This window comes from Psittacicella hinzii, from assembly GCF_003585885.1.
Classification (GTDB): Bacteria; Pseudomonadota; Gammaproteobacteria; order Enterobacterales; family Psittacicellaceae; genus Psittacicella.
Window position 1 is genome coordinate 1 of sequence record NZ_NRHC01000055.1, and the last position, 25,168, is coordinate 25,168.

Consider the following 25,168-nt stretch of genomic DNA (forward strand, 5'->3'; position numbering starts at 1 on the left):
CCGATTCCGCCACCCGGGCGCAAAACTAAAATAAATTAAGATAATAAAAAGATCTAAAGCTTTAATCTTTTTCTCTTTATCATCTCAACGCAGTCTATTATATGGAAATAAATAATTAAAGTAAATAGATTTATTTAACTTTTTTCTTAATCTATTGTTTTTTACGCGGTAATAAAAGTAAAAATCTGCGGAATTAGTGCGAAAAAACTACCATAATAAAAAAATTAGAGTTAGGAAACTTACTTCCTAACTCTAATTTTTTATTTTATAACTTATTAGTTAAATTGGCTTAGTAAATCTAAATCAACTGCTGGTTGACTAGATTCTGGTAAAGGTTTACCCGTAGCCTGTGATAGTTTGAAGTTATAGTTCTGGATCCAAACTGATTTAAACATTGCATATGGATCAGCTGCTCCAAATACCATATTCTCTTGAGAAATCAACTGACCACGCGCGACAATACCAGAGTAAATAGTTAGAGGTAAGGTAATGTACCAAGTAGAACCATCTACAATTGCACCATACATTGCTGACATTGAAAGGTTTTGCACCCCTGTTTGAGCAATTAATTTACGTGTTACAGTTGGTCCATAGCCAGGTATCATAATGTAAGAACCAGGTTTTACATTATAGTAAGCTAAAGCAAAATCAAAGTTATTTCCATTAGATCTAACTCCCATTTCACTTGCCCAGTCAATCATTCCTAGACCGAAGACACCGTTAATTACAATTCGAGTAATATCTTTACCTGCTTCTTTAAACTGTCCAGTAGCTACATTAGAAATAAACATAGCAGGATGGTCTAAGTAGTCAGATAAGTTAACTAAAGCATTTTGTAAATCTGGAGATACATAATTCATGTTAAACACCGCTAATGGGCGTAATAAGTATCTATCCAGGAAGTTCATATTTACGTTGTATGACCAACGGTTAAATGGTTGAAATCTATCAAGATCGGCATTTACATATGCGCGATACATATTGCCAAAGTCAATACCTTGAGAATTTAACACTACGCCATTAGCTTCAACTGTCTGCTCTGGCTCTGGTGTTAAAGGGACTTTAGCCTGCTCTTTATAAGCTTCTACACCTGCGCATGAAGTTAATAATGCACCTAGGCTTAAAAGAGTGAAAGTTCGTTTTACATTAAACATATTCAATTATCTGTTATCTTGTTGCGGTTGTATTATACCCTAATTCGCTTACTTTTGTTTTGCTATTTAACGGCGTAACTAACTTATTACTAGGCAAAGAATACTTCTAAAAAGATACTTTTTCCGGTGAACTCATAGAGAAAATTATTTTGACCAGTAAAGAAAAGTTACGCAATGCTAAATAACACAATAAGAGATCTCTTTTAATTGCGGATAGAACTCTGCCTGCATTACCCCAAGTGCCTCTAACAAGAGTAAAACACTTGCAAATACTTCAGGATTAGCTAAATCCTCATTAAGTTTAAGGAAATTGGCAAACTCTAATAAAACCTCTTGGGCTGGTTGGTAAAATTTACTTTGCTCACTAATAATCTCGGCTAATTGATAAAGTAACTCATAGTTACTTACCATGTAAACTTTGCCTTGGTACTGCCAAATAGTTTGCTGTTGACTTGAAGTAAGAATATGAATATTCTTACTTTGGCGTTGCCTAAACCAATGCGGACGTAATAAATCTTTTAACTCAATTTCATCATCTCCACCTAGGCTTGATAAATCAACCTCTTGGTGTAAAAGCGAGTTTAAGAAATCAGAAGTTAAAAACTTGAGAGCAGCGGTATTTAAGATAAAGTCAGCTACTGGTTGCTCGGCAAAAACCCCATCTACTTTTGTATTGTTACCTTTGTTTTGGCGCAATACTTGAGTAAATAATTCTGCAAACTCACTTGTAGAGGCTGCATAGGAAGATGAATGAGAAGACGAAGAAGCAGAGAAACTAGCAAAATCATTTCCGCTTAAATTTGCTTTTTCTTCTTTTAGGGTAAATTGCTCTTCAGCTAGTTTTTCAACTTTAGAGATTTCATTACTTTGCTCTTTTTGATCTTGCAGATCAAACCACTCTTGTGCTAGTTTCTTTTGCACCTCTTCGTCATTATCAACTAATAAAGCATCAAGAATTTTCTTTTTACTTTTTTCTTGAAGAAACTTAGCTTTAGCCTGCTCACGATGAAAGTTAAATTTAGCTTGTACTTGAGGACTCTTAGTTCCTTGTTCTTTACTTTCCTCTGCTAGCTCTTGTAAAAATTCACTTAAAGCAGCACTATCTAACTCATTTGTTTCTGCAGTATTATTTTCAACAGCAACGAAACTATCGTTTTGTTCTTGCTCCCCTTTATTGCTAGAACTCACTCCATAACTACTTTCATTTGCTTCTTCTGTTAATAAAGAAGTACTCGTTTGTGCAAGGAGTTGAGCTTTAACCGCCTCAAAATCCTCTGTAGTAAACGATGAATAAGCTTCTGGAGAAGTTTCTGGAGAAGTTTCTGCAGATGTTTCTGCAGAAGTTTTTAAAGAGGCTTTTGCTACTAAACTTTCTTCTGCTATTTCTGCTTTTTCTTCTTGTTCCTCTGATTCCGCAGTCTCTTTTAGTTCAGCTATCTCTTTAAAATCATCTTTAGCAAGCTTAAGGTCATCAACTTGATGAGAAGAAGTTGAAGAAAGTTTGCTCTCTTCATTTACTTTAAATAAATCTTCAGCTAAATTTACAATCTCTTCTTGATCATCTTCATTTAGAGGATTTTTTGGTTGTAAACGGATTTTTTGAATATTGGCAAACTTACCGAATAAACCTTTACTGTCGACAGCAGTTATTTTACTTGCTTGCTGCTCGCTAATTTGCGCTCTTGGTTTAGAAAAAGAACTCTGTGTAGTTATTTCGCCCAGAGCAACTTCTTCTTGCTGGCGATTAGTTACAGATTCTTCTGGTTCATCTGCTGTAAAAGCAAATTTTTTCCCACGAGTTTGTTGCTGTACTTCTAAAGTATCCAAACGACTAGTATCTACTAAACTTGAATCTTCATGGCGATTAGCCAATACCAGTTCAACAATTTTTGGATCGAAGTTACGGATTTTTGCTAGTTGCACATATAGATTCTGGAAAATAAAACTATGCACTTTATGCGCATCAACAAAACGCACTTCAGCTTTAGCTGGATGGACGTTTACATCTACGGCATTAGAGTCAATTTCGAGAAATAGAATATAATTTAAATTTACATTATTAAAGAGTTCTTCAAAAACCTGTTTAACTGCGCTTATTAGAATTTTATCTTTAATTAAACGATGATTTATATAGCTATACTGCACGCGATTATTGCGCATAGATAAAGCACTATTGGGCTCAACTAGCAAACGGAGCTGTAGATTAAAAAGAGGAATTTGCGCCACAACTTCCACCGCAGTCTCGCTAAATACTTTTGGCATTAGTTGTAAAATTCTCTCTTTAAAATCTTTTTCTCCTAAACCTGGGAGGCGTAGTTTTTGCTTACCATTATGAGTTAGAGTCCAATCTATTGCAGGATTAACTATAGCTAAACGTTTAACTAAATCTTCAATGTAGTTATACTCAACATTGTCTGATTTTAAAAACTTTTGACGTGCCGGGGTATTGTAGAATAACTCTTGAACTTCTATAGTTGTTCCTTGAGGGTGAGCTACAGGCGTAGAGCTAGTGCGGTACTCTTTCCCTTGGTTGTAGATTTGCCATGCAACATCAGCACCTTGGGCTCTTGAAGTTAAGGTAAGTTTAGCTACTGAACTAATTGAAGCTAGAGCTTCGCCTCTAAAACCATAGCTAATTAAATCATTTAAATCATCAATAACTCTTAGTTTTGAAGTAGCATGTGGTGCTAAGGCTAGGTCTAGTTGCTCACGGGCAATCCCTTGTCCGTTGTCACGGATTCTAATTAAACTTTTACCACCATTTTCAATATCTATAACAATAGTGCTAGCTTTTGCATCTAAAGAATTTTCTACTAATTCCTTTACTATTGAAGCAGGTCTTTCTACCACTTCACCGGCCGCAATCTGATTAGCAACCAATGGTGGCAATATCTGAATATTGGCCATAAATTTCTTTATAATTGAGTAAAATTCTTAACTTATCTAGGAGAGAAAATTATCTTAAATTTTGTATAAATTTCTTAAAAAAATCTAGAGATATGATAGAATATTGTTAGGAAAAAATATACCGTATAGTTAATCTTTAGGCTAGAACCTAAACGTAAAATAAATTTACTGACATTTATTAGTAAATTTATCTTTGTTCTAGTAACTTTATATACATTATAAGGTATTTCTTAACGAATTTCGGCTATATACTCTTATTTCCAATTCAATTCTAGATATAGCCAGCTTATAAAGGATAATATAACTATGAGTGAACAACAAAATACAGTTGAGTTAAACATTCTTCGTGTTTACACTAAAGACTTATCTTATGTATTTAACTCTAACAATCTTCCAGTGAACGCTTCAGCAGAAGAAAGTGCAAAAGCTACTGAAGTAGGTTTTGCGGTTGATGTTCAAGTGCAAGATTTAGGTCGTGATGATTTAGTTGATATCAACGTAGTTTTAAACTTAGTAATTGGTGATCGTAACAACCCAGTTGTTAAATTTGAAACTGTTCAAGGTGCTCTTTTTGTTTGCCGTGGTCTACCTGACCAAGTTAAACCTCAAGCTTTATACTTTGATGGTGCACAAACTTTATGGCCTTTCATCACCAACAAACTAGATAAATTATTAACTCGTTCAGGAATGCCTCCATTATTCCTAGGTACGCAAAACTTCCGTGCTATCTTCCAAGAAACTTTAGCACAACGTCAAGCGCAACAAGCACAATAATTTAATTTACTAGGAGTTAAAAATGGCAGAACAAGCACAAAGAACAAATCGTATTCTATCTATACGTTTAGTTGATGCTTCATTTGAAGCACCAAACAAAATTAACTTATTAAATCAAGATCAAAACGAATTAGCTAATCAACGTCCTGATTTAAGAGTTGACCTTTCAGAAGTTAAAGTTGAAAAAGTTAACGATGAAGGTGTTTACAATGTAAGCTTAGGCTTAACTGTAACTTGTGATTTACAAGACAAAACTAACCTATTCATCTCTGAAGCAAAATCTGTAGCTACAGTAACTATCGCTGACGAAGAAGATCCATCTTCACAAATCTTCTTAAATGGTAGCGTTGTTGATGTTCTATACAATGACTTACGTGAATTAACTTTTGATTTAATCACTTCAGGTGGTTTCCCAGAGTTCCAATTACAATTCTTAAGTTTTGAACAACAATACATTTTAAACAACGCTGAGCGTTTAAACTTAAACTTACCTACAGGTGAGAAAAAATAATATAAGTAAAAAGAGTTAAGCGCTAAGCTAAAATTATGCTTAAGCTTAAACTAAACTCTTTTCTCTGAGTATTATTACTCAAAACTTTATTCCAATTTTTTAAAAGGTGTAGCAAATATTTTGCTACACCTTTTTAAGGATCTAGATAATGTTTAACGTCGTTCTCTTTGAACCTGAACAACCAGGGAATGTAGGTAACATTATTCGTCTTTGCGCTAATTCTGGAGTGCAATTACATATTATTAAACCTATTCCCTTTGAAATGGATGATAAAAAACTAAAACGTGCTGGGCTTGACTACCATGAATATGTACATATTAAGTGGTATGACTCATATCAAGATTTTTGTCAACAAAATCCACAAGCACGAGTTTTTAGTTTAACTACCAAAGGTTCAGACGCTTACCACAAAACCGAATTTGCGCCTAATGACTTTTTCCTTTTTGGACCAGAAAGTCGTGGTTTACCTGATGAGGTGAGAAATAGTACATATGGACGTATTCGTATTCCTATGACACCATACGCGCGTTCTATTAACTTGGCAAACTCTGTTTCTATTTGCTTATATGAAGCTTTAAGACAGCAAGATTTCCCTAATCTAACAGCAGCTAGTCCAGACTTTAGCCCTGTAAAAACTTCTTTTAGTCAACGTTTAGCTTTAGGATTAAAAATAATCTTTAAAGGAAATTAAACAAATAAAATGCACATTTAAACCATGTTTAAATGTGCATTTGCTTTAGGGATTAAACCTATTATAAATTATGAATTGCTAATAATAATTCACCAGCTGCGCGTTTTGGTGACTTATTATTAAAGAGAATATCATAAACTTTCTGAATAATTGGTAGCTCTACATTTACTTTACGCGCTAGAGTAATAGTTTCACGGGTATTATAGTATCCCTCAACCACTTGACCAATCTGTTCAATTGCTTGCTCTGGTGTTAATCCTTGTCCTAATAATAAACCAAAACGACGATTACGTGATTGGTCATCTGTACAAGTTAAAATTAAATCACCAAAACCTGACAGTCCTTGGAAAGTTGAAGCTTCTGCTCCATATAACTTCCCTAGAGTTGAGATCTCTTCAAGTCCATGAGTAATTACAGCTGCACGAGTATTTGCCCCAAAGCCTAAGCCATCTGATAAGCCAACAGCAATTGCAATTACATTTTTAATTGCTCCAGCAATTTGCAGACCTATCATATCCTCAACATAATAAAGCTTTAAAGGTTGACGGAAATCATGCATAGGTGCAAAGATTTCTTCGCGTAAGAACTTAATATCTTTAGAAGCAACAGCTAAGGCGGTAGGGATACCACGCGCTACTTCTTTAGCAAATGATGGACCAGAAATAAAACCAAAGTTATTATTTGGAAAAATCTCTGGAACTATATCAGAAAAGAATCTTCCTGTTTTTTGTTCTAGACCTTTAGAAGCTATTAATAAGAAGTGATGAGGTTTAATTTCATCTTTAATGCTCTTTAAAAAATCTGGTAATACTGCTGATGGTACAGCAATTAATAGGAGATTACAGCTATCTAACACCTCATCAAGATGTTCAGTTGTTGCTAGTTTTTCTGGAAAAATAATTCCAGGTAAATACTCTGAGTTTTCTCTAATTTCTGCCATACTCTGCATTGCTTCCGGACGGTGTCCCCAAAGCAAAACAGGCATTACTTTAGAAAATGCAATGGCTAGAGCAGTACCATAAGAACCGGCACCTAAAACGCCTATTGTCTGTGGTTGCGGTAATATATTTTCGTTCGCCATAAATTATTCTTTATCAGAGTCTACAAAATTTACTCTGTAATCTTAAATTCCATGAAAGTATATCTCTATGATTATACTACTAGTAATAGGAAAATACAAAATTAAAAAAAGGACTAAGTATTACTTAGTCCCCTTTTTAATTGTAATATTGGAGCGTGAAACGAGGCTCGAACTCGCGACCCCAACCTTGGCAAGGTTGTGCTCTACCAACTGAGCTATTCACGCGTTTAACTTAAAAAATTGGAGCGTGAAACGAGGCTCGAACTCGCGACCCCAACCTTGGCAAGGTTGTGCTCTACCAACTGAGCTATTCACGCATTTAACTTAAAAAACTGGAGCGTGAAACGAGGCTCGAACTCGCGACCCCAACCTTGGCAAGGTTGTGCTCTACCAACTGAGCTATTCACGCTTAAATGGTGCCCGGGGCGAGACTTGAACTCGCACGAAGTTGCCCTCGAGGGATTTTAAATCCCTTGCGTCTACCGATTCCGCCACCCGGGCTCTATAAAAAACTGTTTTCTTATAAAGCCATTTTAAATAAAAGTTAAAACACAAAGTTTTAAACTTTTATTTAACAAGAAATAATTAGGAAGTTATTAACTTTCTTTTTTATTATCCCTTGCTGACCTGACTATTATAAGCAATTAAATAATTATATGCAAGAGGTTCTTTTAACTTTTTTATTAAAATAATGATTTTTAATTAATCTTTTTTATATTTTTTCGGCTTAAATTAAGTTAAATTTATTTTTAGCTCGAAAATCCTAGAGGCAAAATAAAAAATTAGCCAAAGATAAGCTATCTTTGACTAATTTTTTTATTTTATTGTAGAGTTAATTTCTTCGCTATGCTTCTATTCTCATCATCTATTGCCTATGATGAAACTAAAGAACAAAGATAAGTTTCTGCTTAATTTAGCTTTACACTTTTTATTATCTCGCTTAGTTTGAATAGAGCTGTGCTTGAACTGTACTTTTAATCCTTTGCGTACCTACTAACTATTTTTTGCTAAATTTTGGTAAAGTAGATTTTCATCCATACGATACCATTTAAGTTTAAGTCTAAAATAGCAAATAGTTAGAGCTATAAGCGGAATAAATATAAAAGCAGTCCAATAGGCATAGATACCAAAATTAAACCATGGTGTTAAAGCAAAAATACTTGCAATTGGAATTCCCAGTACCCATGAAACCACAATAGCAACTATAAAGACAAAACGACTGTCTCTAAAAGAAACTAAGTAACCTAAAAAACTTGCATATATAGCGTCAAAGAAGTTTGCTATAGCTAAGAAGATTAAAAGGTTCTTGGTTATATGTAAAGCTACATTGTCATCAGTAACAAACTCCCACGCAATTAACTCTCTAAAGTAGATCACTAAAACACCTGTTACAAGATTAAAGAAAACTAAAAAGAGGATGACGTTATTAAAGAGTTTTTTCGCAAGATCTAGACGTTTTTCACCTAAACGACGAGAAACTATACTTGTTATTGTTCCAGAGCTTGAGATTGCAATTGCATAAGCTACCGAGTAAGTACTCATTGCAGCTTCATGTGCACCCAGTACCGAAGTACCTAAGTGAGCTACTAAAAGAACCACAAGTGCAAAAAAGCTATTTTCCAACCAGAATTGTAAAGCTACCGGAGTACCTACTTTAAAAGTTTCCTTGATAAACTTCCAATTTGGAGCCTCAAATACTACTTTAAAAAGCTCAAGTTTAAAGTAAATTTTGCGTTTAAAACGGAAAATAACTAAAAGACTAGCAATATATAACAGGTTTATGATGATGTGCGTAAACGCTGAATTTGCTGGAGTTTGCCCGAAAAAAGGTAACTCCTCTTTCATAAAGTAAACGTTGAGAGGAACTATTGCTAGTAACCCCAAAATACTTACTATAAAGGTTGGTAAAGTATAACCAACACAAGCGTTGATATTACGCAAGTGCATCATAAACAAGGTTAAGGGTACATTTATACAGCTTAAAATCATGTAAGGCTGAGCAATCTCAATCACCTCATTGCTCATATGAAAGAGATGAAGATTCATCGCAATAATTAAATCTAGCGCAATTATTATCACACTCATGATTGCAATGAGGTAATAAGTTTGGCGATGAATTACCCCTACTTGACTATAGTTTTTATTACCAAAAGCAAAACTCATTTTGGCTAAAACTATGCTTAGAAGACCAAAAGCTAATGAGTTAAATGACCAGAATACAGAGCCTATCATACCTATAGCAGCCATGGCTGAAAGAGATACAGCTGCAGCCATTAAAGCATTGACTACGCCAATACTCATAAACACTAGTTGAGAGGCTAATGAAGCTGGAAAAATGTCTCTAAATAATTTCCAGTTACTAATTTGTACTTCTTCCCTAATTTCAACTTGGGACATATACTAAATTACCTAATAATTTGAACTTTAGTCTTATAGTATACCTAAAAGTTAACTAGAAAAGCTATAAATCCTCTTTTAGCAACTTAGTAAGTTTGTCTTGCTTTAGTTAGTTTAGCTGAATTTAGCTTAGCTAATTAGCATAGCTTATCTAGCTTGACTAACAATTAAGACTCATAATTAAGACTTACAATTAAGGAGATTGATATCACTAGCACTCCTCTCTTATACAAGTCAGGATAAAGTCTTAAGATAAAGTCTTAAATACAAGAAAAGAGCACCATGATCACATGATGCTCTTTTTCTTGTTTCTAACCTAGGATACCTAACCAGTAACCTACGATACCGATACCAAATCCAGCGAAAATTTGCGTAATAGGAGAAACACCTTTACGTAATAACCACATACATAAGAATGTTAAACCTAAAGGTAAAATACCTGGAATTAAGCTATCGAAAATACTTTGGAAAGTTTGTGGTGGAGCGTCTGGAGAAGCTGATGGTAATGGAATTACCACATTCACTCTCGCCCACTGATTTACTAACACCCCAATAACGAATAGACCTAGGATTGAAGCACCTTCAGTTAATTTTTGTAATACACCTGAAGAAGCGTCTTGTACTAAGTTAACCCCTTGTTTATATCCAACAAAGATACCATAGTATCTAACTAATAAACGGATAATATTAAAGCCAAGGAAGAATACTAAAGGACCTAATAAAGAACCTTGAATCGCTAAAGAAGCACCTAGAGCTGCTAAGATAGGACGAGCTGCACCCCAGAAAATTGGGTCACCAACACCTGCTAGAGGTCCCATCATACCAACTTTTACTGAGTTGATTGCACCGTCTTCAATTGGTACACCATTAGCTTTTTGCTCTTCTAATGAAGCAGCAATACCTAAGATAGGTGCAGCTACGAATGGTTGAGTATTGAAGAACTCTAAGTGAGTTTTAATTGCTTTTCTACGTTCTTCGTTATTTTCTGGATATAGACGTTTTAATACTGGTAAGAAAGTATAAGCCCAACCTAGAGCTTGCATACGTTCAAAGTTCCATGAACCTTGGAAAGCATTTGAACGAATAAACATACTTCTTAAATCAGATTCTGTAATTTTTCTTTCTGCTTGTTTATTTAACTCTGCCATGTGTCCCCCTAGTCATCTAAACGGTTGTCCGCTAAATTTTGTGTTTGATTTGAAGCTTGACCGTTACTTACTGCAGCACCTTTTTGGTATCTTGGGTGAATTTGGATATATAGAATTGCAAGGCAAAGACCAACAATACCCATACCAATTAAGTTGAAGTTTGTGAATGCTGCTGTTGTAAAGCCTAGGAAGAAGAAAGGCATTAAGTGACCTGCACGCATCATGTTAATGATCATCGCATAACCAACTACCACGATGAAACCACCAGCCACGTTAAGACCGTTAGTAATTACATCAGGAATACCATTGATTAAGTCTTGAACAATTGAAGTACCTGCAGTTACCGCAACTAATACCGCGATAATAGAGATACGTAATGAGTACAGTAAAATACCTAAGTAGTGGTAAATGTTAATGTATTTCCATTCACCAGTTTCTGCAGCTTTGTCTGCCCCGTGTTGGAAAGACACACAGATTGCACGGATGAAGATAGATAATACTTGACCAGCTGCCGCGATTGGAATAGCTAATGCGATCGCTGTATCACGTTCTTGTTTTGCTACAATTACTAAAATTGTAGAGATAACTGATGCTAATGCTGAGTCTGGTGCTACTGCTGCCCCGATGTTAGCCCAACCAAGAGCAAGTAACTCTAGTACACCACCTACAATAATACCAGTTTGCATGTCACCTAAAACTGCCCCTACTAATGTACAAGCAATTAATGGACGGTGAGTTTGGAATTCATCAAAAATCGAGCCAATCCCGATAATAGTTGCCACTATAAAAAGTAGAACTAATTGAACTAAGCTAATATCCATAATTTACTTCCTTTACGCTAAACCCTTATCAGCTAAAATTTTCATTAAATCAACTGATTGCTCGTTTACTACTTGTCTTACTTCTAATTTAACACCTAAGCCGTTTAAGCCTTTGAATGCTTCAACATCTTCAGGAGCTACGTTAACAGCTTTAGTTAAATTTGTTTTACCTTCTTTATAAGAGATACCACCAACGTTTACTTCGTGAATTGGCCATTTAGCATCACGAACTAAAGTTAGAATATCTTTAGGATTCGTAAAGAGAAGCATAAAACGCTCACCAGCATATTCTGGGTTATTAATCACACGTGTAGCTTTTGCAAGATCTAAAACGTGAGCAGAAATACCTGGAGGAGTAGACTGTTTTAACATAGTAGAACGTACTGTATCTTTAGCAACGTCATCATTGATTACTAAAATACGAGAAACATTCGATACTTTTGTCCAAACTGTAGCAACTTGTCCGTGGATTAAGCGGTCATCGATACGAGTTAAACCTATAGTAAAGTGTTTATCATTTTCTAAAGGCTCAATTACTTTTGAACCAATTTTTGAAGGACCATTATAAGCTGGTGCTGCATTTGCATTGCTATTTGTTGCCTGCGCTTGTGGAGCAGGAGCAGCAGCTGACGCAGTTTCTTTTAAGATCTCTTGACCACCGTGAGTAGCTCTAACTCCGGCTCTTGCGCCTTTTACTGCTTCAGCAGCAATTTCTTCTAATGGCAACTCTTCGTCATCTCGTGCTGAGAAAGCATTTAATAACGCTGGAATATTAACACCAGTAACAATAATCGCATTAGGATTTTGACCAGCAGCTAAATTAGCAGCATTAAATGGACTACCTCCCCAAAGATCTACTAAAAATAAGAATTTTTGATCTTCAGGATATTGTGCCATAATCTCACGATATTTTGCTGCAAGAGTATCAGCATTCTCACCAGGGACAAAGTCCACAGCGTGAACACCTGTTTGCTCACCTAACAGCATTTCAGTCGTAGCTAGTAATTGTTTTGCAGCTACGCCGTGAGTTGCAATAATAAATACTTCAGACATTAGATTCCTCAATAGTTATATACTAAACTCTTAAACTTATGTAAAGTTTTGCTTGAACATTTTCTTAGGTATTTACTACTATTTTCAAGACCTAATAAAATATCTACCCCACTATTATCTAGCTTTTTACTAGCCTGTTCCACACTTTTTTGTAAAAAGTTGTCAAATGACCACTTTTTACAAAAAAAGTAAAAAATCTCACCTTCTCCTCATAAAAGCTGAAAACTATTAAATTTCCTTAGCTTATAAAAGACCAAACTTCTCATGGGTAAATTCTTTTTTCTTAAACTCCAAGCAACTTTACAAAATTAAGCCTTAGCTATTAACTTTTTTACTTTAATATTCATACAATTAAAACAGAACTCTACATACTAGACAAAAAATAAAAAGGCGTTAAAGCAAAATTTGACTTTTTAAGGAAAATCTGGTTTATTATGTAATGTTTTGATCAGTTTATTTTGCTAGTAAAATCGCATATAAAGCTCAAATTTACAAGTAGATAGCTGACAAGTTTTGATCATTTATCAACTGTTTATGCTTGACTAAAGTTAATCCTTTTAGCAAGATCTTGCTACAATTTTTAAATTTTTTTAAGTCATTACGCTGCTCTAAAAGAAAAAATCATAAGCTAATCGCAAAGAGAACGCAAAGAGCAAGCAAGAGAAAAGGTGAGGCAAAATATGCCTCACCTTTTCTCTTTGCTTGCTAGTATAGTCCCTTTACATTCTCCGGACTTATTAGTACTTTTTTATCTCTGCTAGCTTTGAGCTATTTAGCTAAAAGTGTGAAAGTTAAGTTACAAAGTTTAAGTAAAAAAATCTTGAGTTTCAAGTAGCAAACTTGCAATCATTCAATTAACTACTAACTACTCTTCTACACCTAAGTCAAATAACTCATTTAAGAATTTAGCCGTACCTAACTCATAGCAATTACCAATCTGATGACAGTTTGCATGTGGAACAAAGTTTTCTTTAATAAACGGTAATGTGTTTTCCATGTAAAAACCATATTTTACTCCGGTTAACATAGCATAATCGTTCATGCTATCGCCAAAAGCAATCATGTTCTCTTTTGCACTTAGACCTTTACTATTTAAATAAAAATCTAAAGCTGTTAACTTGTTTACATGTTTAGCCGTAAAGTCTAATGACATATTGCCAGAAAACACTGCTTCAACACGATCACCAATCTTTTCTAACAGATCAGCCTTGATTTGTTCCAATCTGTATCTTTCTTTAGTTGGATCAACAATAAAAACTTTTACTACAGCTTCATTCACGCAATCTTTAGCTTCTCTAAACTCATATTTTGAGCCAGAGCTAGTGTACTTACGTGCTCTTGCCTCATCATGTTGGTTCACAAACCAATTATCGGCGGTGTAAAAGCTTACATATAAATCATTGTCGTAAGCGTAATTACAAATATGTTCAAGCGCTACTTTATCTAAAGTACGTTGATAATTTAACTCTGCAGGTTTAGCAATTACCGAACCGTTGTAAGTTACTAAAGCAAAAGGTTCATTTAACTTGTGTAACATAGGTACATCATTTTTACCACGACCTGTAGCAACAATTAACTCAATTCCTTTTTGCGCTAGGGCATTGTAAACTTTAGCCGTATAGTCTTCAAGTTCGTGCTTTTTGTTAATTGAAGTACCATCTAAATCAACTGCTACAACTTTAATGTTTGTTAAATCAAATTTAGCTTTTGTCATGCTACCTCCTTTGCTCTCACGTAAGGATTTAACTTACGTTCTCTTTCTAATGTCGTATCAGGTCCATGACCTGGTAAAACGGTATAATCACCTTCAAGCGGATAAACCTTATTCTGCAGACTTGCTTCAAGATCTGCAAAACTACTTCCCTCTAAATCAGTTCTACCTACTGAACCTCTAAATAAAAGATCACCCGCGATAATAATGCGGTTATCCTTATCAACTAAAACACCATGACCTGGTGAGTGTCCAGGGGTAAATAACACTGTATACTCTTGTCCTGCTAAGGTTAAAACTTCTCCCTCTTCAAAAAAGCGGTCACCCTTAGTTGGATCTTGGTTAAAATCTGCTACTTCATCATCAAAACCAAATTCTTGAGCTCTCGCTAACGCTTTGTTAAACATATAACCATCTTGAGCGAATGGACCGATTACTTTAACATCTCCAAGCAATTTACGTAAAGGTTCTACTCCACCTATGTGATCAAAATGACCATGAGTTAGAATAATAGCTTCAACTTTTAAATTGTTCTTGCTAATAAAGTTAAAAATATCTTGCGCTTGCGCACCTGGGTCGACTACAAAAGCTTCTTTTGTCTCGACATTTACAAAAATTCGACAATTTTGCTGGATAGCACCAACAGGTAATTTATAAATTTCTAGTTTTGCCATTTCAATTCCTTGTTTATCTTACTAAAGCTATTATATCAGTTAATTCTTCGAGAAAAATGAGAGCTTTTTACGCTATAATAAAAATCTTAGCACATTAACAACAAGTTAGTTTAACCGTAGGGTTCAGAGATACTCGCGATTATGACTCGATCTTCATTTTTCCGCACTTGTTTAGCTCTTTTTGCTTTTGCTTCAATGAGCTTAAACGCACAAGCGGGTACAATTAATAAAATTCAAAACATTGCTAAAACTCATAACCAAGAGGCTTGGCTTATTTCCTATACTGGTACCAGTAGAAAACCACAACTAAAAATCGATAATAACAAGAAAATCCTTCAAGTTATCTTTACTAATGACACTTTATCTTCAGAGATAAAGTATCCTTACCGTGTAGGTAACTCGGTATTCTCACGTATCGATTATGCTCGTAGTGGTAGAACCTTAACTCTTAACTTCCACCTAGCTAATACCACTGCAGAAGCGCAAATCGTTTCTGATGGAAAAGCATGGAAATTAATTATTGGTTATACAGCTACTTATAGTATTCCGCCGATTGTCGTGGCAATTGATGCCGGACATGGTGGGAAAGATCCAGGTACTATCGGACGTATTTATAAAATTTACGAGAAAACTGTTACTTTAGATATTTCTCGTCGTTTATACAGTCTTTTACAATCTGATCCAGCTTTTACTCCTACTTTAACTCGTAGTAGTGATGTGTACATTCCTGTACAAGACCGCTCAACTATTGCGCGTAAACAAAAAGCAGATCTGTTAATTTCTATCCACGCGGATGCTTCACCAAATGTTAATGCTCTTGGTGCTTCTGTATGGGTACTTTCGACAACAAGAGCGACCACCGAGACCGGTCGTTTACTTGAGCGTCAAGAACAACAAAGTTCATTACTCGGTGGTACGGGAGAAATTCTTTCTAGCACAAATAAAAACATTGCCCGAGATGTAATTGATTTATCTTTTACGCAACAGCAACAAACTTCAACATTGCTTGCTAATAGCATTTTAGGGCAAATGAAAAAGATTACTAACCTTAATAAAAGCAAACCACAATATGCTTCTCTTGGGGTTTTAAAAAGTCCAGACATTCCTTCGATTTTAATCGAAACAGGTTTCTTATCTAACCGTGTGGAAGAAAGCCGTCTTCGTACTGCAACTTATCGCGCCGATGTAGCTAAGGCTATTTACAATGGTCTAGTAGAGTTTAGAAATGCTAATATCAGCATGTATATTGCTCACAATACTATTCCAAAAGTAACCGTGCGTGAAGATAGAGCAAGTACGAACTTATCTACAGCTAAATCTAGCACCAACAGCCCAACGCAAGTGGTTGGTTCAAAACCTTATACTGTAGTTAAAGGCGATACTTTATATCGTTTAGCTGATAAGTTTGGCGTTTCTTATAAGCAATTAGTTGAAGTAAATAACTTCAAAAATGACAATATCTATGTTGGACAAAAAATTAAAATTCCTGTAGTGCAATCTGCAGCATTACCTGAAATTGCGTCTAACATTAACTATAGCCAAACTACAACTTATGTAGTTAAAGCTGGTGATACTCTAACTCGTATTGCTTATAACAACAAGCTAACTTTAAGTGACTTATTAAAAGCTAACGAAGGCTTAGATAAAAATAAACCTATTAATATAGGACAAAAAATTACTATTCCAGCTACCCAAATGGTTTCGGATGATGACGATTCATATGAATCAGTTACCAAAATGGTGGATTCTGGTGATACTTACACCGTGAAAAAAGGTGATAATATTACCTTAATCGCTAAACGTCATGATCTAGAGATTGCAGACTTAGCCGCATTTAACAATGTTCACCCTGATAAAATCAGAGTAGGTCAAGTCCTCAAAATCCCACAATTTGTGGTAGTAAAAGAAAAAGTAGATCCAGCAAGCTCTTCTAGCAGTTCAAGCAATAAAAGCTCAACAACTCCTAGTAAGAGTACTAGCGCAGCAAGCTCAAGTAAGAGCACAAACTCTAACACGAGCAAAGCTTCAAATAGCAAACCTGCTACGCCACAAATAACCACTTACACGGTATTAAGAGGTGATACTTTAACTAGCATTGCCAAAAAATTTAATATGACAATCGCACAAGTTAAAAGCTTAAACAATCTTAAATCAAATACCGTTTACGCTGGACAAAAACTTAAAGTTTATAAAAGAAAATAGTTTCCATAAAGTAGTTTAGTCTCGACTAAACTACTTTTTTTATATCCTCATTAAGTTAAAATATGATAAAATGGGGTAAAGTTCTGTGTTAAGTTTATGCTAATTTTTACTATATATAGTAAAGATTTAGACGTTTACACCTCGATTTAACGTATTTTAATTATTTTTATAGATCCTCCGAAGAAGGTAAATTAATGAAAAACTTAGTTTTAATCCTAAATAGTGGTTCATCATCTATTAAATTCGCTATTATGAACCCAGAGAATGGTGATGTTTTCTTATCTGGTCTTGCTGAAGCTTTAGGTCTTCCAGAAGCAAGAATCAAATGGAAATTAGATGGTCAAAAAGGTGAACAAGATTTAGGTGCTGGTGCTGGTCACGCACAAGCTTTAAACTTTGTAGTTGATAACTTATTAAAAGCTAAACCTGAATTATCTCAAGCTTTAGTAGCTATCGGTCACCGTGTAGTTCACGGTGGTGAAAAACTAACTTCTTCAGTTTTAATCAATGAAGAAGTTATTAACGAGATCAAACAAGCAGCTGAATATGCGCCTCTGCACAACCCAGCAGCTTTATTAGGTATCGAAGTTGCAACTGAATTATTCCCTCACTTAGCGGACAAACAAGTTGCAGTATTTGACACAGCATTCCACTCAACTTTACCTGAAGAAGCTTACTTATACGCTTTACCATATGAACTATATGAGAAATATGGTATCCGTCGTTACGGTATGCACGGTACATCTCACAAATACATTACTGAAACTTTAGCAACTATGATTGGTAAACCAGTTAATGAAGTTAACTTAATTAACTGTCACTTAGGTAACGGTGCTTCAATCTGTGCTGTACGTAATGGTCAATCAGTTGAAACTTCAATGGGCTTTACTCCTACTGAAGGTTTAGTAATGGGTACACGTTCTGGTGATATCGACCCAGGTATGATCAAATTCTTATTCAACAAATTAGACTTAAATGCTGATGAATTTGATAACTTAGTTAACAAAAAATCAGGTTTACTAGGTATTACTGGTGTATCTTCAGACTGTCGTTATGCAGAAGACAACTACTACACAGACAAACGTGCTAAATTAGCTTTAGATATCGCAGCTCACCGTATTGCTAAATACATCGGTGCTTACTTAGCAATTTTAGATGTAGATTACATTGATGCAATTACATTTACTGGTGGTATTGGTGAAAACGCTCCACACGTACGTAAATTAGTGGTTGAAAAATTACGTCTTTTAGGTTACCAAATTGATGAACAACGTAACAACGATACTAAATTTGGTAAAGAAGGTATTATCTCTAAAGAAAATACTCCTGTGTTAATGGTAATTCCTACAAACGAAGAATTACTAATTGCTCAAGACGCATTTGCTTTAACACAAAAATAATTTCCTTTTTCTTCAAAGATTCAAGCCCCTTAATTTTTTAAGTGGGGCTTGAATCTTTAAGCTTTTTTTAAAAAAGCGGTAAATATAGAGAATCTACCCTTATAGGCTAACTAGCTGATTTCTATATTTTATTAAATTAATTTAATCTTACAATCAGTGGTTTTATAAAAATGTCATTAAGAACAGTACTATTTGCCCCTACAAACAAAGAGGCTCAAGTAGAATCATTAGTGCAATTAGTTGCTAAAAAACACCAAGATCGAGGTAATAAAGTAGCAGTTCTACGTGTTTTTAAAGTTGAAAATGATCCATTAGTAGAAGCTGGCTTAGAAGTTAAAAGCGCATTTACTTTACAACAAGCTGTTGAAAAAACTGCAGCTAATGATACAGATGCGTTATTTGAAAGCCTAGTACAATTACAAGATTCATTTGCAGCTGATACTGAAGTTTTACTAGTAGTAAGTGAATTACACTACTTATTAGGTACTAACTTCAACTACAATGTAGCAACTACTTTAGATGCTGATATCGTAGTAGTTGATAAAAGTTTAGCAGCTACATACAATTCTTTAAGTGCGCAATTAGGTGCATTCGTTGAGTCAAGTTTAAACGGCAAAAACACAGATCGCTTATTAGGTGCGGTGGTAACTTCAAACCTAGCTAACTACTTAAAAGAAGACTGGAAAATCAAAAACTTACCTTTATTAGCTGCTAATAAAGAAGGTTTAGATTTTGAAGTTGTAGACAATACTTTATTTGAACTAAATAAAGCTAAACGTACTTTAAAACGTACTTCTCCAGCTCGTTTCCGTTCTTCATTAACAGGTTTAGCTGCTTCTAAACCACAACGCATTGTTTTACCTGAAGGTGATGAACCACGTACAGTAAAAGCAGCAATTATTTGTACTGAAAGAAAAATTGCTGAATGTATTTTATTAGCTTCACGTGAAGCTGTACGTGAACAAGCAGATAAATTAGGGTTATCTTTACCTCCAGAATTAAAAACAATCGATCCTGTAACTGTTCGCGAAAAATACGTTGATCGTTTAGTTGAATTACGTAAAGCTAAAGGCATGACTGAAGAGTTAGCTAGAAAACAATTAGAAGATAATGTTGTTCTAGGTACTATGATGTTAGAAGCTAACGAAGCTGACGGTTTAGTATCTGGTGCGGTACACACAACTGCTAACACTATCCGTCCACCTATGCAAATTATTAAAACTGCTCCAGGTGCTTCAATTATCTCTTCAGTATTCTTTATGTTAATGCCTGAAGATGTATATGTATATGGTGACTGTGCGGTTAACCCTAACCCAACAGCTACTCAATTAGCAGACATCGCTATTCAATCAGCAGATAACGCTAAAGCTTTTGGTTTAGATCCACGTGTTGCTATGATCTCTTACTCAACAATTAACTCTGGTTCTGGTCCTGATGTTGATTTAGTTGTAGAAGCGACAAGCTTAGTACGTGAAAGACGTCCTGATATCGCAGTAGATGGTCCATTACAATATGACGCTGCGGTAACTCCAGAAGTAGCAGCATTAAAAGCTCCTAACTCTCCAGTTGCTGGTAAAGCAAACGTATTTGTTTTCCCTGATTTAAGCTGTGGTAACCCTCTTTATAAAGCAGTACAACGTTCTGCTGATGTTGTTTCAATTGGTCCTATGCTTCAAGGTATGCGTAAACCAGTTAACGACTTAAGCCGTGGTGCTCTAGTTGAAGATATTGTTTATACTATCTGCTTAACAGCTGTACAAGCAATTAATGCGCAAAACTAATTGCAAAAAAAAAAGACCTTATTTAAGGTCTTTTTTCTGTTTTAGAAAAAAAGCGGTATAATACTAACTTAAGTTTATCTTTTGGAGCCGATTATATGGACAAAAAGATTACGGAAATGCTTCGTAATAACCAACGCTGGGCAAGAAAACGTTTGAAGTATAATCCTAATTATTTTAAGGATATGGCTGAAGGGCAAACTCCAGATACTTTATGGATTGGCTGTTCAGATTCACGTGTACCAGCAGAAATTTTAACAGGTAATCATCCTGGGCAATTATTTGTACATCGAAATATTGCCAACATGGTAATCCATACCGACTTAAACTGTATGTCAGTAGTGCAATATGCCGTTGAAGTGCTTAAAGTAAAAGATATAGTTGTTTGTGGACACACTAACTGTGGTGGTATAAAGGCAGCTGCTGATTTACAAAGCCGTGGCTTAATCTCAAACTGGTTAATGCACATTCAAGATTTATATAGTCGTCACCAAACCCTACTTAACTCTCTTAACGAAAAACACCGTTTAGATGTAGTTACACGTTTAAATGTGGCTGAACAAATCTGGAATTTAGGTCGTAGTTCAATTATCAAAGACGCTTGGGCAAGAGGACAAGATTTAACTATCTCTGGTTTAGTTTATGATATTGAAGATGGGCATTTACTTGAAGAGGGGGTTGATGCAAGTAATAGCGAAGAGCTAGAAATCAACTACCGAAATTATATTGCTCGCCTCTTAACATTAACTGACCAAGATCTTGATCAAGAAGCGATTGATCGTATTGCTAAAGATAAATTAGCAGAAGATGAAGAAGAGAATAACAAGGAAAACAAAACTTTTAGTTATCTCGATTATTATTAAGTCTTAGAGTTTCTAAGACTTTTTTTATTATTTTCTTTATAATGAAAGTTACTCTTTAACAAGATTTTGTCTTAGCTATGTTAAAAAAATATTTGTTATCAGTTATTGCTTTCCCCCTGTTAAGCTTTTCTGCCAATGCTTATGAATTTGCCCGTTGGCAAGTGCAAGCTGTAACTTTTTATGGTCTTGCCCAAGATAAGGTTTCAACTAGCGTTGGACGTCAATTTACAAGTGCCTTCACTTCCAGCGATAATGCAGTTTATGGTTTAGGTTTTGATTTTGGACGTTACTATACTAATTTAAACTCTGAATTTATCCGTAAACATAACTTAGGTAATATTACTATCGGTGGAGAGTTCTACTACTCTTACTTAAACTCTGACAGTAGTGAAACTGTAGTTACAGATACCACAACTTACTACAAAAGTAGTGTTGATAAAAGCTCTATTCGTTTTGGGGCATTTATTCGTTACTACTTTTACAATGTAGTTTATGTACGCCTTTCTAGTGGTTTAGATCAAACTTTCTCGTCTGAAAGTCTAGAAACTAATTCAGAGTTTGCCCAACAATTTTATAAAGTTAAACGTAATATCCTTACCCCTTATAGTTCTCTAGGTTTAGGCTTTGATATAGGTAATGTCGCTTCTAGCATTAATGCTACTTATATCTATGGCACGAAAAAACAACCTAGTTACTACACTTTAACAATTCGTTTAGGCTTTAACTATACTTTTTAATTTTACAAACGGATAAAGGTTCCCTTACTTGGGAACCTTTATCTATATTTAACTCTTGATCTACTCTACTTATCTATAGAGTGATTATTCAATATTTCTTAAGATATTTTAAAATCTAAAATCTCTCTTAAGGGATTTCTTGAATATTAAGCTATCTATTAAGCGATTTATTGAGCAATAAAATGAGCTTTAGCCTCTCTCTTGCTCACGTTTTTTCATAATACCAATATAAATTCTTGGTAACGCAATAAAGAGGAAGTTAATCGCATGATGTAAAGCTTGACTTTGATTTTCATATGCTTGATCTGCAAAGCTTTCATCAGCACTCTCATCAGCACCGTCGGAGATTTCTTTAAAAACAATTAATGTTTTCTTAAAGGCTTTAGCAACTTGTGCAATTGCAGCACTTTCCATGTCAAAGCAAAGAAGTTCACTGGTGCTACCTGTATTTTGCTGTGCTTCACGTACGCCGTCAAGAATCTTATTTTTTACTTCTGTATTGTTGATAAATGCGTCTGTAGTAATAACACGACCATAACCAACTTGACGACTGTAACGAGTGTAATCTTGAATTAATGCTTGCGTAAATTTACCAGGCATAGGATAGTAAACTTCATCTTTTGGTACTTGACCAAACTCATAATCAAAAGCTCTTACATCTACATCACCATAACTTACAGAATCAGCTACATGAATGGTATTTGGCTTAACTGGACCAATAGCACCAGCAAAACCATAGTTAATTAGCATATCAACTTTAAACTGTGAACACACTAATGTAGTAGCCATAGCTGCGTTTACTTTACCAATACCCATAATTACAACTAAACAGTCCACTTCCACATTGTGGTCTTCGCGCACTGTTGTTGGTAATTTAATAGTTAAAAAGCGAGTTTTACCAATTTGTTCTGCATTATCTAGAACATGTTGTAAAGCTGCTTCAATATCAGCAAATTCTTTATTTTCTACCCTAGCTTCTAATTCATCTAGCAAAGCATTATCTTGACGAAGAAGGTTACGTACTTCTTCTTCCATTGCCACTAAAAATGCTAGATGGTATCTTTTATCTTGAATACTCATGCTAAGCTTTTCCTAATCATGTTAATACAAACTTTCCGCTCTAATTTTATCACAAGTTCACTAATTTATCCGATTTTACTAGATATTAGTAACAGCTAAAGTTTTGTGTTTTATAATATAGGTAGCTTAATTTTTTTTAAACTTTTTTTGATATGAGATATTTCCTTTTACTCTGCAGTATTTTATTTTGCCAACTAGTGCAAGCTCACCCTCATGCTTGGACACAAATGCGTTTAATGGTAGTAAATGAACCACCAGCTAACTTAAAATTAAATTCACGTGATTATGGTGATAGAGTAGTTTATCCTACTTTTAAATTAAAAGATAACCACACAGCTATTTATGGTCTACTTTTTACTATGGAACTAGATCTTTTATCTTCAGCTCCTATCCTAACTGAAGTTAAACGTGGAGAAGATAGCTTTTGGGCAGAGATCGCTACTAACTTTGTGGAATATGATTTCTTTACCATTGCTAAAACTAACGGTTTAGATCCTGCAAAAAGCAAAGACATTAAGTTTGCTCACGCTGTAAGCATGGTAGACATTCGTGTGAACGAAAGTAAAAGAGTTGAAGTTGTTTACTTTGCTCCTTTTGCTAGCCCTGTAATTTTAAGTGACAAAGATTATATTATGTTACAAACTTATGACCCGTCATACTACATTGACATGAGTTATAAGTCATACAAAGATATAACCTTTTCAAATAAAAACACTATCCCGACTTGTGACGCTGGTTTAGAGCTAGCTTCACCAGATGCTTCGCTTGTAGATTATGCTAACTCTCTACCAGTAGATGCAAAACCAAATGATCCAAATATAGGACAATACTTTACACAAACAGTTTATATCGGCTGTCCATACACTCCATAATATTTCCCTATGGCAAAGAAAATTATTATCGCCCTAATAGCATTGCTAAGCTTATTAGCTATTTTATTAGTTGGCTTTGACTATCTCTATGCTAAGATCTTAAGCACTCTAGGTAACTTCAATAATACTCTAGCTGAACTTATTGCTCAAAGTAGTACCTCGCCGTGGGCAGGACCTACTTTGATTGGTGTAAGCTTTCTCTATGGCTTATTACATGCTATAGGACCAGGACACGGTAAGTTTGTCTTAAGTTCTTACGCAATTGCAACTAATCCAAAATTTTTAAAAATCCTTTCCCTTGGCTTGACCATTTCTTTACTCCAAGGGGTTACAGCTATAGTTATTTGCTTTTTTGCTCTCTATATCTTTGAAAGCTCAACTACGCATTTACTCAAACTAAATGATCATCTCGGAGTTGTTAGTGGATTATTAATAGGTCTACTAGCTTCTTTTTGGCTCATTCGTAGTATTGTTCGTATTGTAAAAATCATTCGTTTACATCGTCAAAGTCAAGCACAACAAACCAATAGTGAAAAAGCTATTACTGTTGCAGAGGTTGACAAAGCAACGAATACAAATAAAACTACAGTAAAAAGCTGTTCATGCTCTTGCTCTCACCATTCAACTAGCTCCGCAACACATGAACATGAACATGAACATGAACATGAACATGAACATGAAAACTGTAATGATAAATCTCACCATGCAGTAACTTGTGAGCATAAGCATACACATAATCATGTTCATCACCAAGATCATGCTCACCAGCAAAATCACGATCATGTCCATCATCAAGATCATGATCATGCTCATCACCAAGATCACAATCATGTCCATGATGAAAATTGTGGTTGTGGTAACCACTTAGATTGGGACAAATTTAATCAATTAGATAGTTTAAAGGAACGTCTGCTTATGGCAACGTCAATTATCTTACGTCCATGTACAGGAGCTATTTTTGTTCTAATTTTCTCTTACATCATTGATCTCTGGTGGTGGGGCGTAGCTTCTACCATGTTTATGGCATTAGGTACAGGTCTGGGCTTAATTTTTGCCGTGCAAATAGTTACTTGGATTAAACGTTTAGGCTTTAACAATTTGTTTGGTAAAGCAAGTGCGTTTAAATCTCTCTTTGTTCAAGGCGTAATTATTTGTATTGCTTTAGCTTTACTTGCTGTTTCAGTTCATACAGCTTATACAAGCTATAAATCTGAAAATAACATTAAGATCTATACTCGCCAATCAAATAAACCTCTTTTACAGCAAACTCCAAAAGAGTAAAAATAAAAAACTAAAAAACTAACTCCCGTAAGA

The 25,168-nt window shown here is 34.9% G+C and carries 19 protein-coding genes, 4 tRNA genes and 1 pseudogene; 10 read left to right on the forward strand and 14 right to left on the reverse strand.

The features are described 5' to 3' along the window. Positions 1 to 275: 275 nt before the first annotated feature. The gene (locus tag CKF54_RS04670) at positions 276 to 1,154 is read right to left on the reverse strand and encodes an MlaA family lipoprotein (protein ID WP_119525211.1); all 879 of its coding nucleotides are present in this window, start codon (positions 1,152 to 1,154) and stop codon (positions 276 to 278) included. A 177-nt stretch (positions 1,155 to 1,331) separates the two neighbouring features. After that, positions 1,332 to 4,061: a DNA mismatch repair endonuclease MutL gene (gene mutL, locus CKF54_RS04675; protein ID WP_119525212.1), complete on the reverse strand. Its 2,730-nt coding sequence runs from the start codon at positions 4,059 to 4,061 to the stop codon at positions 1,332 to 1,334. 306 nt (positions 4,062 to 4,367) lie between these two features. On the opposite strand from mutL, the gene CKF54_RS04680 reads away from it, so the two are divergent. The 3 genes from CKF54_RS04680 to CKF54_RS04690 all read left to right on the forward strand — a co-directional run bounded on the left by CKF54_RS04680 (position 4,368) and on the right by CKF54_RS04690 (position 6,037). Further along, the gene (locus CKF54_RS04680; RefSeq protein ID WP_119525213.1) at positions 4,368 to 4,835 is read left to right on the forward strand and encodes a protein-export chaperone SecB; all 468 of its coding nucleotides are present in this window, start codon (positions 4,368 to 4,370) and stop codon (positions 4,833 to 4,835) included. Between the two features lie 22 nt (positions 4,836 to 4,857). Then, positions 4,858 to 5,346 carry a protein-export chaperone SecB gene (locus CKF54_RS04685; RefSeq protein WP_119525214.1) on the forward strand — a complete coding sequence of 163 codons (489 nt, stop codon included), beginning with the start codon at positions 4,858 to 4,860 and terminating at the stop codon, positions 5,344 to 5,346. 148 nt (positions 5,347 to 5,494) lie between these two features. Beyond that, positions 5,495 to 6,037 carry a tRNA (cytidine(34)-2'-O)-methyltransferase gene (locus CKF54_RS04690; RefSeq protein ID WP_119525215.1) on the forward strand — a complete coding sequence of 181 codons (543 nt, stop codon included), beginning with the start codon at positions 5,495 to 5,497 and terminating at the stop codon, positions 6,035 to 6,037. 61 nt (positions 6,038 to 6,098) lie between these two features. On the opposite strand, the gene CKF54_RS04695 is transcribed toward CKF54_RS04690, so the two are convergent. The 11 genes from CKF54_RS04695 to CKF54_RS04745 all read right to left on the reverse strand — a co-directional run bounded on the left by CKF54_RS04695 (position 6,099) and on the right by CKF54_RS04745 (position 14,922). After that, positions 6,099 to 7,118 carry an NAD(P)H-dependent glycerol-3-phosphate dehydrogenase gene (locus tag CKF54_RS04695; RefSeq protein ID WP_119525216.1) on the reverse strand — a complete coding sequence of 340 codons (1,020 nt, stop codon included), beginning with the start codon at positions 7,116 to 7,118 and terminating at the stop codon, positions 6,099 to 6,101. A 149-nt stretch (positions 7,119 to 7,267) separates the two neighbouring features. Further along, positions 7,268 to 7,343: transfer RNA gene (locus CKF54_RS04700), tRNA-Gly, on the reverse strand. 16 nt (positions 7,344 to 7,359) lie between these two features. Beyond that, a tRNA-Gly gene (locus tag CKF54_RS04705) sits at positions 7,360 to 7,435 on the reverse strand. A gap of 16 nt (positions 7,436 to 7,451) precedes the next feature. After that, a tRNA-Gly gene (locus tag CKF54_RS04710) sits at positions 7,452 to 7,527 on the reverse strand. Positions 7,528 to 7,532: 5 nt separating this feature from the next. Next, positions 7,533 to 7,619: transfer RNA gene (locus CKF54_RS04715), tRNA-Leu, on the reverse strand. 492 nt (positions 7,620 to 8,111) lie between these two features. Continuing rightward, on the reverse strand, positions 8,112 to 9,515 hold the full coding sequence (locus tag CKF54_RS04720; protein ID WP_119525217.1) for an MATE family efflux transporter: 1,404 nt from the start codon (positions 9,513 to 9,515) through the stop codon (positions 8,112 to 8,114). Between the two features lie 311 nt (positions 9,516 to 9,826). After that, positions 9,827 to 10,663: a PTS mannose transporter subunit IID gene (gene manZ, locus CKF54_RS04725; RefSeq protein ID WP_119525218.1), complete on the reverse strand. Its 837-nt coding sequence runs from the start codon at positions 10,661 to 10,663 to the stop codon at positions 9,827 to 9,829. 8 nt (positions 10,664 to 10,671) lie between these two features. Beyond that, positions 10,672 to 11,484: a PTS mannose/fructose/sorbose transporter subunit IIC gene (locus tag CKF54_RS04730; protein ID WP_119525219.1), complete on the reverse strand. Its 813-nt coding sequence runs from the start codon at positions 11,482 to 11,484 to the stop codon at positions 10,672 to 10,674. A 12-nt stretch (positions 11,485 to 11,496) separates the two neighbouring features. After that, complete coding sequence (locus CKF54_RS04735) at positions 11,497 to 12,537, reverse strand: mannose/fructose/sorbose PTS transporter subunit IIA (RefSeq protein ID WP_119525220.1); 1,041 nt, start codon at positions 12,535 to 12,537, stop codon at positions 11,497 to 11,499. An 865-nt stretch (positions 12,538 to 13,402) separates the two neighbouring features. Further along, entirely contained in the window at positions 13,403 to 14,251 is an 849-nt protein-coding gene (locus CKF54_RS04740; protein ID WP_119525221.1) for an HAD family hydrolase, read from the reverse strand. Next, positions 14,248 to 14,922: an MBL fold metallo-hydrolase gene (locus CKF54_RS04745; RefSeq protein ID WP_119525222.1), complete on the reverse strand. Its 675-nt coding sequence runs from the start codon at positions 14,920 to 14,922 to the stop codon at positions 14,248 to 14,250. The genes CKF54_RS04740 and CKF54_RS04745 overlap by 4 nt, the downstream gene beginning before the upstream one ends. A 141-nt stretch (positions 14,923 to 15,063) precedes the next feature. On the opposite strand from CKF54_RS04745, the gene CKF54_RS04750 reads away from it, so the two are divergent. The 5 genes and pseudogenes from CKF54_RS04750 (at position 15,064) to CKF54_RS04770 (ending at position 21,902) form a co-directional block, all read left to right on the forward strand. Continuing rightward, positions 15,064 to 17,124 carry a LysM peptidoglycan-binding domain-containing protein gene (locus CKF54_RS04750; protein WP_119525223.1) on the forward strand — a complete coding sequence of 687 codons (2,061 nt, stop codon included), beginning with the start codon at positions 15,064 to 15,066 and terminating at the stop codon, positions 17,122 to 17,124. A gap of 194 nt (positions 17,125 to 17,318) precedes the next feature. Beyond that, complete coding sequence (locus CKF54_RS04755) at positions 17,319 to 18,524, forward strand: acetate kinase (protein WP_119525224.1); 1,206 nt, start codon at positions 17,319 to 17,321, stop codon at positions 18,522 to 18,524. Positions 18,525 to 19,306: 782 nt separating this feature from the next. After that, positions 19,307 to 20,305 (forward strand): annotated as a pseudogene (gene pta, locus CKF54_RS04760) (phosphate acetyltransferase); the annotation flags it as partial. Between the two features lie 95 nt (positions 20,306 to 20,400). Then, positions 20,401 to 21,165 (forward strand): carbonate dehydratase, encoded by a 765-nt coding sequence (can, locus tag CKF54_RS04765; protein ID WP_119525226.1) that lies wholly within the window; start codon positions 20,401 to 20,403, stop codon positions 21,163 to 21,165. A 77-nt stretch (positions 21,166 to 21,242) separates the two neighbouring features. Beyond that, positions 21,243 to 21,902 (forward strand): hypothetical protein, encoded by a 660-nt coding sequence (locus CKF54_RS04770; protein ID WP_119525227.1) that lies wholly within the window; start codon positions 21,243 to 21,245, stop codon positions 21,900 to 21,902. Between the two features lie 189 nt (positions 21,903 to 22,091). Here CKF54_RS04770 and mtnN read toward each other — a convergent pair whose 3' ends face one another. Then, complete coding sequence (gene mtnN / locus CKF54_RS04775; protein WP_119525228.1) at positions 22,092 to 22,982, reverse strand: 5'-methylthioadenosine/S-adenosylhomocysteine nucleosidase; 891 nt, start codon at positions 22,980 to 22,982, stop codon at positions 22,092 to 22,094. A gap of 152 nt (positions 22,983 to 23,134) precedes the next feature. On the opposite strand from mtnN, the gene CKF54_RS04780 reads away from it, so the two are divergent. After that, entirely contained in the window at positions 23,135 to 23,854 is a 720-nt protein-coding gene (locus CKF54_RS04780) for a DUF1007 family protein (RefSeq protein ID WP_119525229.1), read from the forward strand. Positions 23,855 to 23,863: 9 nt separating this feature from the next. Then, positions 23,864 to 25,135: a nickel/cobalt transporter gene (locus CKF54_RS04785; protein WP_119525230.1), complete on the forward strand. Its 1,272-nt coding sequence runs from the start codon at positions 23,864 to 23,866 to the stop codon at positions 25,133 to 25,135. The last annotated feature ends 33 nt before the right edge of the window (positions 25,136 to 25,168 follow it).

What these genes read in the sequence shown, in the direction of transcription:
- CKF54_RS04670 (WP_119525211.1), bottom strand. Translation starts at nt 1,154, where the DNA reads ATGTTTAATGTAAAACGAACTTTCACTCTTTTAAGCCTAGGTGCATTA.
- mutL (WP_119525212.1), bottom strand. Translation starts at nt 4,061, where the DNA reads ATGGCCAATATTCAGATATTGCCACCATTGGTTGCTAATCAGATTGCG.
- CKF54_RS04680 (WP_119525213.1), top strand. Translation starts at nt 4,368, where the DNA reads ATGAGTGAACAACAAAATACAGTTGAGTTAAACATTCTTCGTGTTTAC.
- CKF54_RS04685 (WP_119525214.1), top strand. Translation starts at nt 4,858, where the DNA reads ATGGCAGAACAAGCACAAAGAACAAATCGTATTCTATCTATACGTTTA.
- CKF54_RS04690 (WP_119525215.1), top strand. Translation starts at nt 5,495, where the DNA reads ATGTTTAACGTCGTTCTCTTTGAACCTGAACAACCAGGGAATGTAGGT.
- CKF54_RS04695 (WP_119525216.1), bottom strand. Translation starts at nt 7,118, where the DNA reads ATGGCGAACGAAAATATATTACCGCAACCACAGACAATAGGCGTTTTA.
- CKF54_RS04720 (WP_119525217.1), bottom strand. Translation starts at nt 9,515, where the DNA reads ATGTCCCAAGTTGAAATTAGGGAAGAAGTACAAATTAGTAACTGGAAA.
- manZ (WP_119525218.1), bottom strand. Translation starts at nt 10,663, where the DNA reads ATGGCAGAGTTAAATAAACAAGCAGAAAGAAAAATTACAGAATCTGAT.
- CKF54_RS04730 (WP_119525219.1), bottom strand. Translation starts at nt 11,484, where the DNA reads ATGGATATTAGCTTAGTTCAATTAGTTCTACTTTTTATAGTGGCAACT.
- CKF54_RS04735 (WP_119525220.1), bottom strand. Translation starts at nt 12,537, where the DNA reads ATGTCTGAAGTATTTATTATTGCAACTCACGGCGTAGCTGCAAAACAA.
- CKF54_RS04740 (WP_119525221.1), bottom strand. Translation starts at nt 14,251, where the DNA reads ATGACAAAAGCTAAATTTGATTTAACAAACATTAAAGTTGTAGCAGTT.
- CKF54_RS04745 (WP_119525222.1), bottom strand. Translation starts at nt 14,922, where the DNA reads ATGGCAAAACTAGAAATTTATAAATTACCTGTTGGTGCTATCCAGCAA.
- CKF54_RS04750 (WP_119525223.1), top strand. Translation starts at nt 15,064, where the DNA reads ATGACTCGATCTTCATTTTTCCGCACTTGTTTAGCTCTTTTTGCTTTT.
- CKF54_RS04755 (WP_119525224.1), top strand. Translation starts at nt 17,319, where the DNA reads ATGAAAAACTTAGTTTTAATCCTAAATAGTGGTTCATCATCTATTAAA.
- can (WP_119525226.1), top strand. Translation starts at nt 20,401, where the DNA reads ATGGACAAAAAGATTACGGAAATGCTTCGTAATAACCAACGCTGGGCA.
- CKF54_RS04770 (WP_119525227.1), top strand. Translation starts at nt 21,243, where the DNA reads ATGTTAAAAAAATATTTGTTATCAGTTATTGCTTTCCCCCTGTTAAGC.
- mtnN (WP_119525228.1), bottom strand. Translation starts at nt 22,982, where the DNA reads ATGAGTATTCAAGATAAAAGATACCATCTAGCATTTTTAGTGGCAATG.
- CKF54_RS04780 (WP_119525229.1), top strand. Translation starts at nt 23,135, where the DNA reads ATGAGATATTTCCTTTTACTCTGCAGTATTTTATTTTGCCAACTAGTG.
- CKF54_RS04785 (WP_119525230.1), top strand. Translation starts at nt 23,864, where the DNA reads ATGGCAAAGAAAATTATTATCGCCCTAATAGCATTGCTAAGCTTATTA.